The sequence below is a fragment of the Mycobacterium sp. MYCO198283 genome (genome assembly GCF_021213805.1).
GTDB lineage: Bacteria > Actinomycetota > Actinomycetes > Mycobacteriales > Mycobacteriaceae > Mycobacterium.
In genome coordinates, this window is record NZ_JAJQJI010000006.1 from 104,272 (window position 1) to 118,662 (window position 14,391).

Here is a 14,391-nt window from a genome sequence, read left to right on the forward strand (position 1 = left end):
GCCTCACCAACCGGTGGGCAGCGGATGTCCCTCGGCGAACCCCGCCGCCGACTGCACCCCGACGACCACCCGTTCGTACAGCTCGGGCAGTGTCTTCGCGCCCACGTACGTGCAGGTGCTCCGGACGCCGGAGGTGATGTGGTCCAGCAGGTCCTCGACACCGCCGCGCGCCGGGTCCAGCGCCATCCGCGACGTCGAGATGCCCTCCTCGAACAACGCCTTGCGGGCGCGGTCGAACGCGCCGTCGCCGGCGGTGCGGGCGGCGACGGCCCGCTTCGACGCCATGCCGTAGCTCTCCTTGTACGGCCGGCCGTCGCGGTCGCGCAGCAGGTCGCCCGGCGACTCGTAGGTGCCGGCGAACCAAGAGCCGATCATCACGTTGGACGCACCGGCGGCCAGCGCCAGCGCCACGTCACGCGGGTGGCGGATGCCACCGTCGGCCCACACGTGGCCGCCGAGTTCGGCGGCTGCCGCCGCGCACTCGAGCACCGAGGAGAACTGCGGCCGGCCGACGCCGGTCATCATCCGGGTGGTGCACATGGCGCCCGGGCCCACGCCGACCTTCACGATGGACGCACCCGCGGTGATCAGGTCCCGCGTGCCCGCGGCGGAGACCACGTTGCCCGCCGCGAGGGGCACCCCGAGGTCGAGCGCGGCGACCGCCCGGACCGCGTCGAGCATCTTGGCCTGGTGGCCGTGCGCGGTGTCGACGACCAGCAGGTCCACCCGGGCGTCCACCAGCGCCCGCGCCTTGGCGGCGACGTCGCCGTTGATGCCGAGCGCCGCCGCGATGCGCAGCCGGCCCGCAGCGTCGACCGCCGGGGTGTAGAGCCCGGCGCGGATCGCGCCGGTGCGGGTGAGCACTCCGGCCAGCGCGCCGTCGCCGTCGGTGAGCACCGCGACGCCCACCGGGGCGTGCTCCAGCAGGTCGAAGACCTTGCGCGGCTCGGTGCCGGCGGGCGCGGTGACGAAGTCGGTGGTGGCAACGTCGCGCACGCGGGCGAACCGGTCGACGCCGGCGCACGCGGCCTCGGTGACCAGGCCGACCGGGCGGCCGATCCCGTCGCTCACGTCCACGACGACGGCCGCGCCGTGCGCACGCTTGTGCAGCAACGCCAGCGCGTCGGAGACGGCGTCGTCGGGCGCGAGGACGACGGGGGTGTCGGCCACCAGATCGCGGCTCTTGACGAAGCCGACGGTCTGCTCGACGGCGGTGATCGGCAGGTCCTGCGGCAGCACCACCAAACCGCCGCGGCGGGCGACCGTCTCGGCCATCCGCCGGCCCGCGACGGCCGTCATATTGGCGACCACGATGGGAATCGTCGTGCCCGACCCGTCCACGGTGGCGAGGTCGACGTCGAACCGCGACGCCACGTCGGTGGCGTTCGGGACGATGAAGACGTCGTCGTAGGTGAGGTCGTAGGGCGGGCGGTGACCGGTCAGGAATCGCATCGGCCTCGAGTCTAGGTCGGTCGGCCGCCGCGGCTGATCCGTCAGGCGGGGACCTCGCTGCGGTCGCCGCTCCACAGCGTGTGGAACTTCTGGCCGCGCTCGGCGTCGACGCGCCCGTAGGTGTGGGCGCCGAAGTAGTCGCGCAGCCCCTGGGTCAGCGCCGCGGGCAGCCGCTCGGTGCGCAGGGCGTCGTAGTAGGACAGCGCCGAGGCGAAGCCGGGCACCGGGATCCCCAGCTGGGTGGCGGTGACGACGACGCGGCGCCAGCTGTCGATCGCGCTCTCGATCGCGTCGCGGAAGTACGGCGCGGCGATCAGCGTGGCCAGCTCGGGGTTGTCGTCGAAGGCGTCCTTGATGCGGTTGAGGAACTTCGCCCGGATGATGCAGCCGCCGCGCCAGATGGTGGCGAGCACCCCGGGGGTGATGTCCCAGCCGTACTCGGCGCTGCCCGCCTGGATCTGGTTGAAGCCCTGCGCGTAGGCGATGATCTTCGACGCGTACAGCGCCTTGCTGACGTCGTCGACGAACCGCCGGGCGTCGGCGGGAGTGTCGCCGAGCTCACCGGAAGCCAGGCCGGTGGTCGCCTTGCGCTGCGGCACCGAACCGCTCAGCGCCCGGGCGAACACCGCCTCGGCGATCCCGGTGACCGGCACGCCGAGGTCCAGCGCGGACTTGACGGTCCACCGCCCGGTGCCCTTCTGCTCGGCTTCGTCGACGATGACGTCGACGAGCGGCTTGCCCGTCTTGGCGTCGGTCTGCCGCAGCACCTCGGCGGTGATCTCGACGAGGAAGCTGTCGAGGTCGCCGGAGTTCCACTCGGTGAACACGTCGGCGATCTCGCCGGCGGACAGGCCCAGCGCGTCGCGGAGCAGGTGGTAGGCCTCACCGATCAGCTGCATGTCGGAGTACTCGATGCCGTTGTGCACCATCTTCACGAAGTGTCCGGCGCCGTCGGGCCCGATGTGCGCGCAGCACGGCTCACCGTCGACGTGGGCGGAGATCCCCTCCAGCAACGGCCCGAGGCTCTCGTAGGACTCCTTCGGCCCGCCCGGCATGATCGACGGCCCGTTGAGCGCGCCCTCCTCGCCACCGGAGATGCCCGCGCCGACGAAGTGCAGCCCGCGCTCGCGCATCGCCTGCTCGCGCCGGATGGTGTCGGTGTAGAGCGCGTTGCCGCCGTCGATGATGATGTCGCCGTCCTCCATGGCGTCGGCCAGCTCGCCGATCACCGCGTCGGTGGCGTCGCCCGCCTTCACCATGATGAGCACCCGGCGCGGCCGTTCGAGCGCGGCGAGGAACTCCGCGATGGTCTCGGTGCGGATGAACGAGCCTTCGGAGCCGTGCTGATCCAGCAGCGCATCGGTCTTGGCGACCGAGCGGTTGTGCAGGGCGACGGTGTAGCCGTGGCGGGCGAAGTTGCGCGCGATGTTGGAGCCCATCACCGCCAGCCCGGTGACACCGATCTGCGCCTTGCCTTGATCCGTCATGGAACGCCTCTCAGTTGCGGTGGTGCGCGCGATCGCCGTCGATGCGTGCGGAACGGGGTTCAGCCGAGGAACAGCCGCTGCATCTCGGTCAGCCACGGCACGGCCAGCGCGATCGTGGGGACGACGAGCACGGCGGCGGCGGTGGCGTAGGCGGCCGCGGCGAGCAGCACGCTGTTTCCCCGCCCGCCGAGCCGGCGCACCCGCACCACGGTGCTCGTCCCGCCGGCGGCCAGCGCACCCTTCGGGGTGTGGCTGCCGGCGCACGCCACCAGGGCGCGTGCCAGCGGGGTGCGCCCGGCGGCGCGAACGCCGGCGTCGTCGGCCAGCAGCTCCACCAGCAGCCGCACGGCGCTCAGCGCGCTGGCGCTTCGGACGAACCGCGGGAAGGCGGCGTGGACGGCGGTGAACGCTTCGAGCACCAGGTCGTGGCGGGCGCGCAGGTGTGCGCGCTCGTGGCTGAGCAGGGCGGTGATCTCGCGGTCGGTGAGCGCGTCGAGCGCACCCTCGCTGACGACGACGCGGCTGCGCACGCCGGGCAGGCAGTAGGCGAGCGGCTGCGCCACGCCGAGGATGCGCAGGTCCGCCGAGGGCCGGTCGCCCACCAGGTCGATCACCATGCGGTGGCGGGCGCGGCGGCGGCGGGTGGCGACGGCCACGCGCAGCACCGACACCATCAGCCGGGCGCCGACGAGCAGCGTGGCAGCCAGCACGCCGACGTAGAGCACCCACAGCGGCCCGCCGAGCGCGTCGATCTCGCTGGTGATGGTGGCGGTGGGCCGGCCGTCGGGGCCGGGCGCGAAGAGCCGGCTCGCGATGGCGATCCCCGCGGAGAACGCCGACAGCACGGCGGCGACGGCGATGGCCTGCCACAGCACCAGCGCGGCGCGGGGTGCCCGCAGCGGCCACCCGGCCCGTGCGAGCAGCGCCGGAACGGGCCCCACGAGAAGCAACGCCAGGAGGGCGAACGCCAGCGCGGACACCCTCACAGTGTCCCTCAGTCGGTGCCCACCGTGCCACCGGGTGGCGCGGTGCGGTGTTTCGCCTCCAGATCGGCCAGTGCGCGGCGCAGCGCGTCGGCTTCGTCGGCGCCGACGCGCTCGACGAAGTGCACGAGCGCCGCCTCCCGGCCGCCGGAGTCCTCGGCCTGTTCGAGCGCGTCCACCATGAGCCCGGCGACCAGCTCGTCGCGGCCGTGGCGCGGGGCGTACCGGTGGGCGCGGTCGTCGCGATGCTGCACCACCAGGTCTTTCTTGGCGAGCCGCTGCAGCACCGTCATCACGGTGGTGTAGGCGAGGTCGCGCCGTTCGGAGAGCGCCTCGTGCACCTGACGGACGGTCTGCGGCTCCGGCGCCGACCACAGCTGGTCCATGACCGCGCGTTCGAGTTCGCCTAACCGGGCCACTTTCGCCACGCTCCGTTCTTCTCCACAGCGGTTCGGCCAGCGTACTCCTGCGGTACTACCGCGCGTCGTATCCAGCGCCCGCCGCACGCGCGGCGGGGCCGTCGCCGGATCTCCCCGCTGTTCAGCGCGCCGCCGCGGCGGCGTTGTGAGTCCGCTCACAGCCAATCGCCTCCCTCTTTCGTGCCTTTATAGTAAGGCTTACCTAACTTACCGGAGGCGGCCCATGACCATCGTGATCGACGACCCGTTGATCGCCGGGATGACCATCCGGCGTCCACTGCCCCTGCACGCGTCGAGCCGCCGGTTGCGCGAGCTGTATCCGGAGAGCCCGCGGGTGTCCGGTGTAGCGGTGATGTCCGACGTCTCCCGCCGGCGGTGGTGGCCGCTGGCCGACGCCGTCACGGGGGAGCGGCTGCAGACCATGTTCGACGCCCAGCGCCGCGACGTCGGCCCCCCGACGGCCGCCCGCCAGCTGGCCGCCACGCTCGCGCACGTGGTCGTCGGCCGTGTCGTCGCGCTGGTGGCGCTCGAAGCTCGCGCGTGGGATCCCGGACTGGAGAACCTGTGGGTGCACGTCGACTCCGACGGCGTAATCGACTGGGTCGGCGTGGTCGACCCGACCGTGCGGATGCTCGACGACGACCCCTACGACGGCGACGCGCGGGTGGTGCGGCTACCCGGTGAGGCGGCGCTCGCCACCTGGACCGCCCACCGCTGCCACCGCACCCTGACGCCGCTGTTCACCGAGCTGCACCGCGTCAGCGGTGGCGCGATGCCGGTCGCGACGATGTGGCGGATCGTCGGGTCGGCGGTCGTCGGCGCCGCCACCCACGTCCCGCTGCTCGCCGGCAGCGGCAGGGCCGCCGGGGAACGCCGCGGCCAGGCGGTGCTGGACGCCTTCGTGAGCTTCGGGCTGCCCGTGCGGAAGGGCTTGCTTAATTAGGGCAGCCTTGCCTATTCTTTCGGTGTTCGAGCGTGCGGACTGAGCCGGTGTCCTGAGGGCTGCAGCGACCCCCGGTCCCCTCGAACGGCGGGGCCCCGGGATCCCCCGGGGCCCCGCCGCCAGCTCCGGGGCCGGCGAGTGGACACTCAGCAGGTGACCGAAACGCCCGACTACGAAGCGCCGTTCGATGCCCAGCTCGGGCTCACCTACACCGAGGTGACCCCCGACGGCGTCAAGGCCCACCTCACCGTCGCGCCGAAGTTGTTGCAGCCGTTCGGGATCGTCCACGGCGGCGTGTACTGCTCGATGATCGAGTCCATGGCGAGCGTGTCGGCCCACACCTGGCTCGCCGAACACGGCGGCGGCAACGTGGTCGGGGTCAACAACAACACCGACTTCCTGCGCGCCATCTCCGAGGGCACCGTGTACGGCGCTTCCACGCCGCTGCACCGGGGCCGTCGACAACAGCTGTGGCAGGTGGTGATCACCGACGAGCGGGACCGGGTGATCGCCCGCGGGCAGGTCCGCCTGCAGAACCTGCAGACGTAGTTCGGGAGTCCTGCCGACCGCGGGCCGCCGTGGCAGGATCGCTCGCTATGCGCCTGACACCGCATGAGCAGGATCGGCTGCTCATCTCCTATGCGGCCGAGTTGGCCCGCCGCCGCCGGGCGCGGGGCCTGCAGCTCAACCATCCCGAGGCCGTCGCCGTCATCACCGACCACCTGCTCGAGGGCGCCCGCGACGGCCGCACGGTGGCCGAGTTGATGGTCAGCGGGCGCGAGGTGCTCAGCCGCGACGACGTGATGGCCGGCGTGCCCGAGATGCTGCCCGACGTCCAGGTCGAGGCCACCTTCCCGGACGGCACCAAGCTGGTGACCGTGCACCACCCGATCGGATGAGCGAGCCACCGACGGCCGACGGCGTGATCCCCGGCGAGATCCGGTTCGGCGACGGCGACATCGAGTTCAACGCGGGCGCCGACGCGGTGACGCTGCACGTCGTCAACGACGGCGACCGGCCGGTGCAGGTGGGCAGCCACGTGCACTTCCCGCAGGCCAACGCCGCGCTGTCCTTCGACCGCGACGCCGCCCGTGGCCGCCGGCTCGACATCCCGGCCGGCACCGCCGTTCGTTTCGAACCCGGTGTGGCACATCAGGTTTCGCTGGTCCCGCTGCGGGGATCGCGTGAGGTCTACGGCATCAGCCGCGACGCCCCGGGCCGGCTGCGGTGAGCCGGCTGTCGCGGTCGCGCTACGCCGACCTCTACGGCCCCACCACCGGTGACCGGATCCGGCTGGCCGATACCGACCTCTTCATCGAGATCACCGAGGACCGCAGCGGCGGCCCCGGCCTCGCCGGCGACGAGGCGGTGTTCGGCGGCGGTAAGGTGCTGCGCGAGTCGATGGGGCAGGGCCGGGCCTCCCGCGCCGACGGCGCCCCCGACACCGTCATCACGGGCGCGGTCATCCTCGACCACTGGGGAATCGTCAAGGCCGACATCGGCATCCGCGACGGCCGCATCACGGCGATCGGCAAGGCCGGCAACCCCGACATCATGGACGGCATCCACCCCGACCTGGTGGTGGGGCCGTCCACGGAGATCATCTCCGGCAACGGCCGCATCGTCACCGCCGGCGGCATCGACTGCCACGTGCACTTCATCTGTCCGCAGATCATGGCCGAGGCGCTGGCAGGCGGCATCACCACGATGATCGGCGGCGGCACCGGGCCCGCGGAGGGCAGCAAGGCCACCACCGTCACGCCCGGCGCCTGGCATCTGGCCCGCATGCTCGAGGCGCTGGACGCCTGGCCCATGAACGTCGCGCTGCTCGGCAAGGGCAACACCGTCAACGCCGCCTCGATGTGGGAGCAGTTGCGCGCCGGCGCTTCGGGTTTCAAGCTGCACGAGGACTGGGGGTCCACACCGGCGGCCATCGACGCCTGCCTGACGGTGGCCGACGCCGCGGGCGTGCAGGTCGCGCTGCACTCCGACACGCTCAACGAGGCCGGCTTCGTCGAGGACACCGTCGCCGCGATCGCCGGGCGGTCGATCCACGCCTATCACACCGAGGGCGCCGGGGGCGGGCACGCGCCGGACATCATCACCGTCGCCGCCGAACCGTACGTGCTGCCGAGCTCGACGAACCCGACCCGCCCGCACACCGTCAACACCCTCGACGAGCACCTCGACATGCTCATGGTGTGCCATCACCTCAACCCGAGCGTGCCGGAGGACCTGGCGTTCGCCGAGAGCCGGATCCGGCCGTCGACCATCGCCGCCGAGGATCTGCTGCACGACATCGGGGCCATCTCGATGATCGGCAGCGACGCCCAGGCGATGGGCCGCATCGGCGAGGTGGTGCTGCGCACCTGGCAGACCGCGCACGTGATGAAACGCCGCCGCGGCGCGCTGGCCGGTGACGGGCGCAACGACAACCTGCGGGCCCGGCGCTACGTCGCCAAGTACACGATCTGCCCGGCCGTCGCGCACGGTCTGGACGCCGAGATCGGCTCGGTGGAGGTCGGCAAGCTCGCCGACTTGGTGCTGTGGGAGCCGGCGTTCTTCGGCGTCCGCCCGCACGCGGTGGTCAAGGGCGGCGCGATCGCCTGGGCTGCGATGGGCGACGCGAACGCCTCCATCCCCACCCCGCAGCCGGTGCTGCCGCGGCCGATGTTCGGCGCCGCTCCCGCCGCCGCGGCGGCCACCTCGGTGCACTTCGTCGCGCCGCAGGCCGTCGAGGACGGGCTGGCCGGCCGGATCGACGTGCGCAGGCGGCTGGTGGCGGTCAAGGACGTCCGAGCGGTGACCAAGGCCCACCTGCCGCTCAACGACGCGATGCCGCGCATCGAGGTCGACCCGGACACGTTCACCGTGCGCATCGACGGCGACGTGTGGCGCGAAGAGCCCGCCGCCGAGCTGCCGATGGCCCAGCGCTACTTCCTGTTCTGATGAGCCGGCTGACGACCCTGCTCGCCCTCGCCGACTCGCGGCTGCCCACCGGCGGACACGTGCACTCCGGCGGCGTCGAGGAAGCGGTGACCAGTGGGCTCGTCGGCGACCTCCCGACGCTGCGGGCCTACCTGGTGCGGCGGGTCCGCACCTCGGGGCTGGTGGCGGCGTCGGTCGCCGCCGCCGTCCACGGCGGGCGGTGGACCGTCGCGGCCGCCGACCGGGAAACCGACGCCCGCACCCCGGCGCCCGCCGCGCGCGCCGCGTCGCGCGCGCAGGGCCGCGGGTTGCTGCGGCTGGCCCGGCGGGTGTGGCCCGACGAAGACTGGGATCCGCTCGGCGCGACCCCGCACCTCGCGGTGGCGGCCGGCGCGGTCGGGGCGGCCGCCGGGCTCACGCCGCAGCAGACGGCGCACGCGCTGGTCTACACCACGATGACCGGCTCGGCGACCGCCGCCCAGCGGCTCCTCGCGCTCGATCCCGGCGACGTCGCCGCGGCGACCTTCGCGCTCGCCGCCCTGTGCGACGAGGTCGCGGCCGCCGCCGCCCGCGAGCCCGCCGACCTGTCCGACCCGCTGCTCGACGTGCTCGCGCAGCGCCACACCGAACGCGACCGACCGCTGTTCGCCTCCTGACCGCCGACGCGAAAGGCCGCCCATGCCCCCGCACGTCACCGACGACGAACCCCACACCCACCCCGCCCGCCCGAAGCGGGTGCGCCGACCCGGGGAGCCGCTGCGCATCGGCATCGGCGGACCCGTCGGCTCGGGCAAGACCGCGCTCGTCGCCGCGCTGTGCCGCACCCTGCGTGACGAGCTCTCGCTGGCGGTGCTGACCAACGACATCTACACCACCGAGGACGCCGACTTCCTGCGCCGCCACGCCGTGCTGCCCGACGACCGCATCGCCGCGGTGCAGACCGGCGGGTGCCCGCACACCGCGATCCGCGACGACATCACCGCCAACCTGGACGCGATCGACGACCTGATCGCCGCGCACGACCACCTCGACCTGATCCTGGTGGAGTCCGGCGGCGACAACCTCACCGCCACCTTCTCGTCGGGACTCGTCGACGCGCAGATCTTCGTCATCGACGTCGCCGGCGGCGACAAGGTGCCCCGCAAGGGCGGGCCGGGTGTGACGTTCTCGGATCTGCTGGTGGTCAACAAGACCGACCTCGCGCCGCTGGTGGGCGCCGACCTGGACGTGATGCGCCGCGACGCCGCCGCCGTGCGGCAGGGCCGGCCGACGGTGCTCATCTCGCTGACCGAGGATCCGACCGCCGGCCCGGTGCGCGCCTGGGTCGCCACGCAGCTGCAGGTGGCGCAGCACGCCTGATGCACTCCGAGGTCCTGATCGCGGCGTGCCCGGGCCGGCTGCCGCGCATCGAATGCCGCGGCGGCATCGCCGCCCGGATCACCGGCGCCGGCACCGTGCACCTGGTGTCGGCGGCGGCGACGCCGCTGGGCGGCGACACGATCGCGCTGCGGGTGATCGTGGCCGCCGGTGCGGCGCTGCGGCTGCGCAGCGTCGCCGCCACGGTCGCGCTGCCCGGACCCGCCGTCGCCGGCTCGTCGAGCAGCGTCGACCTGCAGGTGGGCGGCCGCCTGGACCTCGATCTGGAACCGACGGTGGTGGCCGCCGCCGCCCGCCACCGCGCGGCGGTCGTCGCGGAACTCGCCGAAACCGGTGAGCTGCGGCTGCGTGAACGGGTGCAGGTCGGCCGGTCGGGGGAGGCCGACGGGTTCTTCTCGGGGTCGCTGCACGTCGACGTCGCCGACGGCCCGTTGCTGCGCCACCGCGTGGAGCTGGGCGACGGCGCGCCCGGACACGACATGATCGCCGCACCGCTGGCCCTGGTGAGCGAACTGCGCTATCCCACCGTGCAACCCGGGGACCCGCACCGGACGGTGCTGGCGCTGGCCGGCGGCGGATCCCTCAGCACCTGGCAGGGGCGCCGGCTTCGCGGTTAGCTGGCCTGTTTCTCCGTCTTCTTCAGCTCGGCGGCGATCTCCTCGAGGTTCTCCAGCCGGGTGCGCGCATACGCCTGCTGCTCGGTGATGGTGAGCTGGCCGCGGTTGCTGCCGAGGAAGGTGCTGATCCACGACAGCGCGGTGGTCAGCCGGGCCTTCCAGCCGACGAGGTAGATGAGGTGCAGGAACAGCCAGGCCAGCCACGCGATGAACCCGCCGAACTCCAACGGGCCGATCTTCGCGACCGCGCTGTACCGCGACACCGTGGCCATCGAACCCTTGTCGAAGTACTCGAACGGCTTGCGCGCCGCCGGATCGGCGCCCTTGAGCTCGGCCTTGAGGCAGCTGGCGGCGTACTTCGCGCCCTGGATGGCGCCCTGGGCCTGCCCCGGCACACCCGGCACGAACGCCATGTCACCCACCACCCACACGTTCGGGTGGCCCGGGATGGTCAAGTCGGGCAGCACCTTGACGCGGCCCGCGCGGTCCAGCTCGACGCCGGACTGCTCGGCGAGATCCTGTCCCAGCGGGCTCGCCGACACCCCGGCCGACCACACCTTGCACGCCGACTCGATGCGGCGGATGGTGCCGTCGGAGTCCTTGACGGTGATCCCGTTGCGGTCCACGTCGGTGACCATGGCGCCGAGCTGGATCTCGACGCCCATCTTCTCGAGCCGGGCCTGCGCCTTTTTCCCCAGCTTCTCGCCCATCGGCGGCAACACCGCGGTGGCGGCGTCGAGCAGGATCACCCGCGCCTTTGTGGAGTCGATGCTGCGGAACGCCCCCTTGAGGGTGTGGTCGGCGAGCTCGGCGATCTGCCCGGCCATCTCGACGCCGGTCGGCCCCGCACCCACCACCGTGAACGTCAGCAGTTTCTGCCGGCGGGCCGGGTCGCTGGAGCGCTCCGCCTGCTCAAAGGCGCCCAGGATGCGGGCGCGCAGCTCCAGCGCGTCGTCGATGGACTTCATGCCGGGGGCGAACTCGGCGAAGTGGTCGTTGCCGAAATAGGACTGCCCGGCGCCGGCCGCGACGATGAGGCTGTCGTAGGGCGTCTTGTAGGGGTGTCCCAGCAGATCGGAATCCACGGTCTTGTTGACCAGGTCGATCCGGGTGACGTCGCCGAGCAGCACCTGCACGTTCTTCTGCTTCCGCAGGATCACGCGGGTGGCGGGCGCGATCTCGCCCTCGGAGATGATGCCCGTCGCCACCTGGTAGAGCAGCGGCTGGAACAGGTGGTGCGTGGTGCTGGCGATCAGCTTGATGTCGACGTTCGCCCGCTTGAGCGCCTTGGCGGCGGTCAGCCCGCCGAAACCCGATCCGATGATCACCACGCGGTGGCGGTCGGATTCGGTGGCTCCGGGATGGCTCATGGGTGGCTCCTCGACCTCTTCAGTCAGTTCCGGTGTCTACCGTAGCCGGGGCGTGCGACGTCGTCGCGCCCGTGCCGTGGCGTGCACCTCCGCGATACCCGCGGTCACCGGCCCGTAACCCGCAGGGCCGGTGGGCACCCGAAATGCCAGCCGCGCGACCCGCGGGTCAGCGCAGGGCGTCGAGCGCGCGGTGACCGACGTGCAGGGTCTGCCCGGTGATGTGGCGGGCGGCCGATCCGGTGAGGAACAGCGCCAGCCGGGCGATCTCCGCGGCGGCCCCGCCGGTGTGGTCGGTGACGCCGTCGTAGCCGGCGTCGGTGCCGCGGCCCGCCGCCACGGCGTTGATGGTGATGCCGCGGGTGCCGAAGTACTCGGCCTGCCCGCTGGTCCAGTCCGCGACGGCCGCCTTGGCCGCCGCGTCGGCGCTGCCGGGCTTCGGGTTCTCGGCGACGACGGTGACGATCGACCCGCCCGAGCGGAGGTGGTCGCCGACGGCGCTCACGGTCAGCACGGCGGACAGCACCGTGCCGTCCAGCGCCGCCCGCCACGCCTGCGCCCGCTCGGCGAGGGTGTAGGTGCGCGGGTCGCCGGGGGAGAACACCGGCGTGGGCACGTTCACGATGGTGTCGAGGTGTTGGGGCAGCTGCGGCACCGCCCCGGCCAGCGCAGCGGCGTCGAGGCTGTCGCACACCACGGCGTCGACGTCGAGCTCCTTCGCCGTGACCTCGAGCTCCTCGCGGCGCGCACCCGTGATGGTGACGCGGTGGCCGGCGTCGCCGAAAGTTTGGGCGACGGTGCGGCCGAGTTCGGTATCACCACCGGTGACCAGCACGTCCATGCCTTGCCTCCTGCGTTCGGCGTCGAGATTCCCACCGATGTTACTGGACGGTAGCTTGAGCCGGAAATGACGCGCCGGGCCGCGGCCGGTGCCGCGTCGCCTACATTCCTCCGCATGCCGGCTGCGAGCGGATTGCCCCGGTGGCTGGCCGTCCCGGCGCTCCTCGGGGCGGTGCTGGTGGTGCTGCCGCTCGCCGCGCTCGCGTGGCGGGTCGACTGGTCGCGGTTCTGGCCGCTGATCACCGGCGCGCGCGAGGCGCTGCTGCTCAGCCTGCGCACCGCGACCGCGAGCACCGCGCTGGTGCTCGCGCTCGGTGTGCCGATGGCGCTGGTACTGGCCCGCAGCGACGCCCGCTGGCTGCGCGCCGTGCGGCCGCTGATCCTGCTGCCGCTGGTGCTGCCGCCGGTGGTCGGTGGGCTGGCGCTGCTGTACGCGTTCGGGCGGCTGGGCCTGGTGGGCCGCTACCTGGAGGCCGCGGGCGTGCAGGTCGCGTTCTCGACGACGGCCGTCGTCCTGGCGCAGGCGTTCGTGTCGCTGCCGTTCCTCGTCGTGGCGCTGGAGGGCGCGGCGCGCACCGCCGGCAGCCGCTACGAGACGGCGGCCGCCACCTTGGGCGCCTCGCCGGCGCGGGTGTGGTGGCGGGTGACGCTGCCGCTGCTGGCCCCCGGGCTGCTCTCCGGCGCGGTGCTGGCGTTCGCCCGCGCGCTGGGCGAGTTCGGCGCCACGCTCACCTTCGCAGGCTCCCGCGCGGGTGTGACGCGCACCCTGCCGCTGGAGATCTATCTGCAGCGCGAGAGCGACCCCGACGCGGCCGTCGCCCTGTCCATGCTGCTCGTGGTGGTGGCCGCGGTCGTCGTCATCGCGGTCGGCGCGCGCCGGCTGCGGGGCGCGCAGGCGCCGCCGTGAGCCGGCTGCGGGTGCGTGCGGAGGTGGCCGCCCGCGGCGTGGACGTCGCCCTCGAGGTGGCCGCGGGCGAGGTGCTCGCCCTGCTGGGCCCCAACGGCGCGGGCAAGTCGACCCTGCTGCACGTCGTCGCCGGGTTGCTGCGGCCCGACGCCGGCGAGGTGCTGCTGGGCGATCGGGTGCTGACCGACACCGCCGCGGGCTGCCACGCCGCGGCGCACACCCGCCGCGTCGGCCTGCTGCTGCAGGACCCGCTGCTGTTCCCGCACCTGTCGGTACTGCACAACGTGGCGTTCGCGGCGCGGGGCCGCCGGGCGCAGCGGCGCCGCGCCGCGCAGCGCTGGCTGGCCGAGGTGGGCGCCGAGGAGCTTGCCGGGCGCCGCCCCCGCGAGCTGTCGGGCGGCCAAGCCCAACGGGTGGCGATCGCGCGGACGCTGGCGAGCGAACCCGATGCACTGCTGCTCGACGAACCGCTGGCCGGCCTGGACGTCGCCGCGGCGTCGGGGCTGCGCCAGCTGCTGCGCCGGGTGCTCACCCGCGACGGCCGCAGCGCGGTGCTGGTGACCCACGATCTGGTCGACGTGCTGACGCTCGCCGACCGCGTGGCGGTGATCGAGGCGGGCCGGGTCGCCGAATCCGGCCCGGCCGCCGCGGTCCTGAGCGTGCCGCACAGCCGGTTCGCCGCCCGATTCGCCGGCATCAACCTGGTGGCGGGCACCGTCGCGGACGGGGGCTGTGTGGTCACCAGCTGGGGCGAGCGGTGGTACGGCGTCGCCGAAACGCCGCTGCCGACCGCCCAGCGCGCGGTGGCGCTGTTCGCGCCGGCGGCGGTCGCCGTGTTCCCCGAGCCACCCCGCGGCAGCCCTCGCAACACCGTGGCCGTGACGGTGGCCGAGCTGACGCCCGAGGGTTCGATGGTGCGGGTGCGAGGCACCGATCAGCCCGACGGCGGGCCGGGGCTGGCCGCCGATGTCACCCCGGCCGCGGCCAGCGACCTGCGCCTGGCGGTCGGGGACCGGGTCCACTTCGCGGTGAAGGCAACCCAGGTGCGGCTGCTGCCCCGCCGGCGCTGAT

At 73.3% G+C, this 14,391-nt stretch carries 16 protein-coding genes; 10 read left to right on the plus strand and 6 right to left on the minus strand.

Going from position 1 to position 14,391, the window contains the following annotated elements:
* Positions 1-3: 3 nt before the first annotated feature.
* From LV457_RS13005 to LV457_RS13020, 4 genes are read right to left on the minus strand one after another with little or no spacing between them, the layout of a single operon-like run.
* On the minus strand, positions 4-1,452 hold the full coding sequence (locus tag LV457_RS13005; RefSeq protein WP_232171597.1) for a GuaB1 family IMP dehydrogenase-related protein: 1,449 nt from the start codon (positions 1,450-1,452) through the stop codon (positions 4-6).
* Between the two features lie 41 nt (positions 1,453-1,493).
* On the minus strand, positions 1,494-2,939 hold the full coding sequence (gene gndA, locus LV457_RS13010; protein ID WP_232171598.1) for an NADP-dependent phosphogluconate dehydrogenase: 1,446 nt from the start codon (positions 2,937-2,939) through the stop codon (positions 1,494-1,496).
* Positions 2,940-2,998: 59 nt separating this feature from the next.
* Positions 2,999-3,919 (minus strand): M56 family metallopeptidase, encoded by a 921-nt coding sequence (locus LV457_RS13015; protein ID WP_232171599.1) that lies wholly within the window; start codon positions 3,917-3,919, stop codon positions 2,999-3,001.
* 14 nt (positions 3,920-3,933) lie between these two features.
* Positions 3,934-4,350 (minus strand): BlaI/MecI/CopY family transcriptional regulator, encoded by a 417-nt coding sequence (locus LV457_RS13020; RefSeq protein WP_232171600.1) that lies wholly within the window; start codon positions 4,348-4,350, stop codon positions 3,934-3,936.
* 214 nt (positions 4,351-4,564) lie between these two features.
* On the opposite strand from LV457_RS13020, the gene LV457_RS13025 reads away from it, so the two are divergent.
* From LV457_RS13025 to LV457_RS13060, 8 genes are all read left to right on the plus strand, one after another.
* Positions 4,565-5,284 carry an iron reductase gene (locus tag LV457_RS13025; protein WP_232171601.1) on the plus strand — a complete coding sequence of 240 codons (720 nt, stop codon included), beginning with the start codon at positions 4,565-4,567 and terminating at the stop codon, positions 5,282-5,284.
* Positions 5,285-5,437: 153 nt separating this feature from the next.
* A complete protein-coding gene (locus LV457_RS13030) occupies positions 5,438-5,833 on the plus strand; it encodes a PaaI family thioesterase (protein ID WP_232171602.1) in 396 nt (131 codons plus the stop codon).
* Positions 5,834-5,880: 47 nt separating this feature from the next.
* A complete protein-coding gene (locus tag LV457_RS13035; protein WP_232171603.1) occupies positions 5,881-6,183 on the plus strand; it encodes an urease subunit gamma in 303 nt (100 codons plus the stop codon).
* Positions 6,180-6,515 (plus strand): urease subunit beta, encoded by a 336-nt coding sequence (locus LV457_RS13040; RefSeq protein ID WP_232171604.1) that lies wholly within the window; start codon positions 6,180-6,182, stop codon positions 6,513-6,515. The genes LV457_RS13035 and LV457_RS13040 overlap by 4 nt, the downstream gene beginning before the upstream one ends.
* Complete coding sequence (locus LV457_RS13045) at positions 6,512-8,233, plus strand: urease subunit alpha (protein ID WP_232171605.1); 1,722 nt, start codon at positions 6,512-6,514, stop codon at positions 8,231-8,233. Before LV457_RS13040 ends, LV457_RS13045 begins: the two co-directional genes overlap by 4 nt.
* Positions 8,233-8,868, plus strand: a complete 636-nt coding sequence (locus LV457_RS13050) for an urease accessory protein UreF (RefSeq protein WP_232171606.1) — start codon at positions 8,233-8,235, stop codon at positions 8,866-8,868. The genes LV457_RS13045 and LV457_RS13050 overlap by 1 nt, the downstream gene beginning before the upstream one ends.
* 22 nt (positions 8,869-8,890) lie before the next feature.
* A complete protein-coding gene (ureG, locus tag LV457_RS13055) occupies positions 8,891-9,571 on the plus strand; it encodes an urease accessory protein UreG (RefSeq protein WP_232171607.1) in 681 nt (226 codons plus the stop codon).
* Positions 9,571-10,206 carry an urease accessory protein UreD gene (locus LV457_RS13060; RefSeq protein WP_232171608.1) on the plus strand — a complete coding sequence of 212 codons (636 nt, stop codon included), beginning with the start codon at positions 9,571-9,573 and terminating at the stop codon, positions 10,204-10,206. The genes ureG and LV457_RS13060 overlap by 1 nt, the downstream gene beginning before the upstream one ends.
* Here LV457_RS13060 and LV457_RS13065 read toward each other — a convergent pair.
* Together LV457_RS13065 and LV457_RS13070 are read right to left on the minus strand one after the other, a co-directional pair.
* Positions 10,203-11,576 carry an NAD(P)/FAD-dependent oxidoreductase gene (locus tag LV457_RS13065; protein ID WP_232171609.1) on the minus strand — a complete coding sequence of 458 codons (1,374 nt, stop codon included), beginning with the start codon at positions 11,574-11,576 and terminating at the stop codon, positions 10,203-10,205. The two genes, LV457_RS13060 and LV457_RS13065, sit on opposite strands and share 4 nt — an antisense overlap.
* A 166-nt stretch (positions 11,577-11,742) precedes the next feature.
* A complete protein-coding gene (locus tag LV457_RS13070; protein WP_232171610.1) occupies positions 11,743-12,414 on the minus strand; it encodes an SDR family oxidoreductase in 672 nt (223 codons plus the stop codon).
* Between the two features lie 114 nt (positions 12,415-12,528).
* Here LV457_RS13070 and LV457_RS13075 point away from each other — a divergent pair, with 114 nt between their 5' ends.
* Positions 12,529-13,320 carry an ABC transporter permease gene (locus LV457_RS13075; RefSeq protein WP_232171611.1) on the plus strand — a complete coding sequence of 264 codons (792 nt, stop codon included), beginning with the start codon at positions 12,529-12,531 and terminating at the stop codon, positions 13,318-13,320.
* Complete coding sequence (locus LV457_RS13080) at positions 13,317-14,390, plus strand: sulfate/molybdate ABC transporter ATP-binding protein (RefSeq protein ID WP_232171612.1); 1,074 nt, start codon at positions 13,317-13,319, stop codon at positions 14,388-14,390. Before LV457_RS13075 ends, LV457_RS13080 begins: the two co-directional genes overlap by 4 nt.
* Position 14,391: the final 1 nt, after the last annotated feature.

Coding starts and splice junctions, on each gene's coding strand:
- LV457_RS13060 (WP_232171608.1), top strand. CDS start 9,571: ATGCACTCCGAGGTCCTGATCGCGGCGTGCCCGGGCCGGCTGCCGCGC.
- LV457_RS13025 (WP_232171601.1), top strand. CDS start 4,565: ATGACCATCGTGATCGACGACCCGTTGATCGCCGGGATGACCATCCGG.
- LV457_RS13075 (WP_232171611.1), top strand. CDS start 12,529: ATGCCGGCTGCGAGCGGATTGCCCCGGTGGCTGGCCGTCCCGGCGCTC.
- LV457_RS13040 (WP_232171604.1), top strand. CDS start 6,180: ATGAGCGAGCCACCGACGGCCGACGGCGTGATCCCCGGCGAGATCCGG.
- LV457_RS13065 (WP_232171609.1), bottom strand. CDS start 11,576: ATGAGCCATCCCGGAGCCACCGAATCCGACCGCCACCGCGTGGTGATC.
- gndA (WP_232171598.1), bottom strand. CDS start 2,939: ATGACGGATCAAGGCAAGGCGCAGATCGGTGTCACCGGGCTGGCGGTG.
- ureG (WP_232171607.1), top strand. CDS start 8,891: ATGCCCCCGCACGTCACCGACGACGAACCCCACACCCACCCCGCCCGC.
- LV457_RS13050 (WP_232171606.1), top strand. CDS start 8,233: ATGAGCCGGCTGACGACCCTGCTCGCCCTCGCCGACTCGCGGCTGCCC.
- LV457_RS13035 (WP_232171603.1), top strand. CDS start 5,881: ATGCGCCTGACACCGCATGAGCAGGATCGGCTGCTCATCTCCTATGCG.
- LV457_RS13005 (WP_232171597.1), bottom strand. CDS start 1,452: ATGCGATTCCTGACCGGTCACCGCCCGCCCTACGACCTCACCTACGAC.
- LV457_RS13070 (WP_232171610.1), bottom strand. CDS start 12,414: ATGGACGTGCTGGTCACCGGTGGTGATACCGAACTCGGCCGCACCGTC.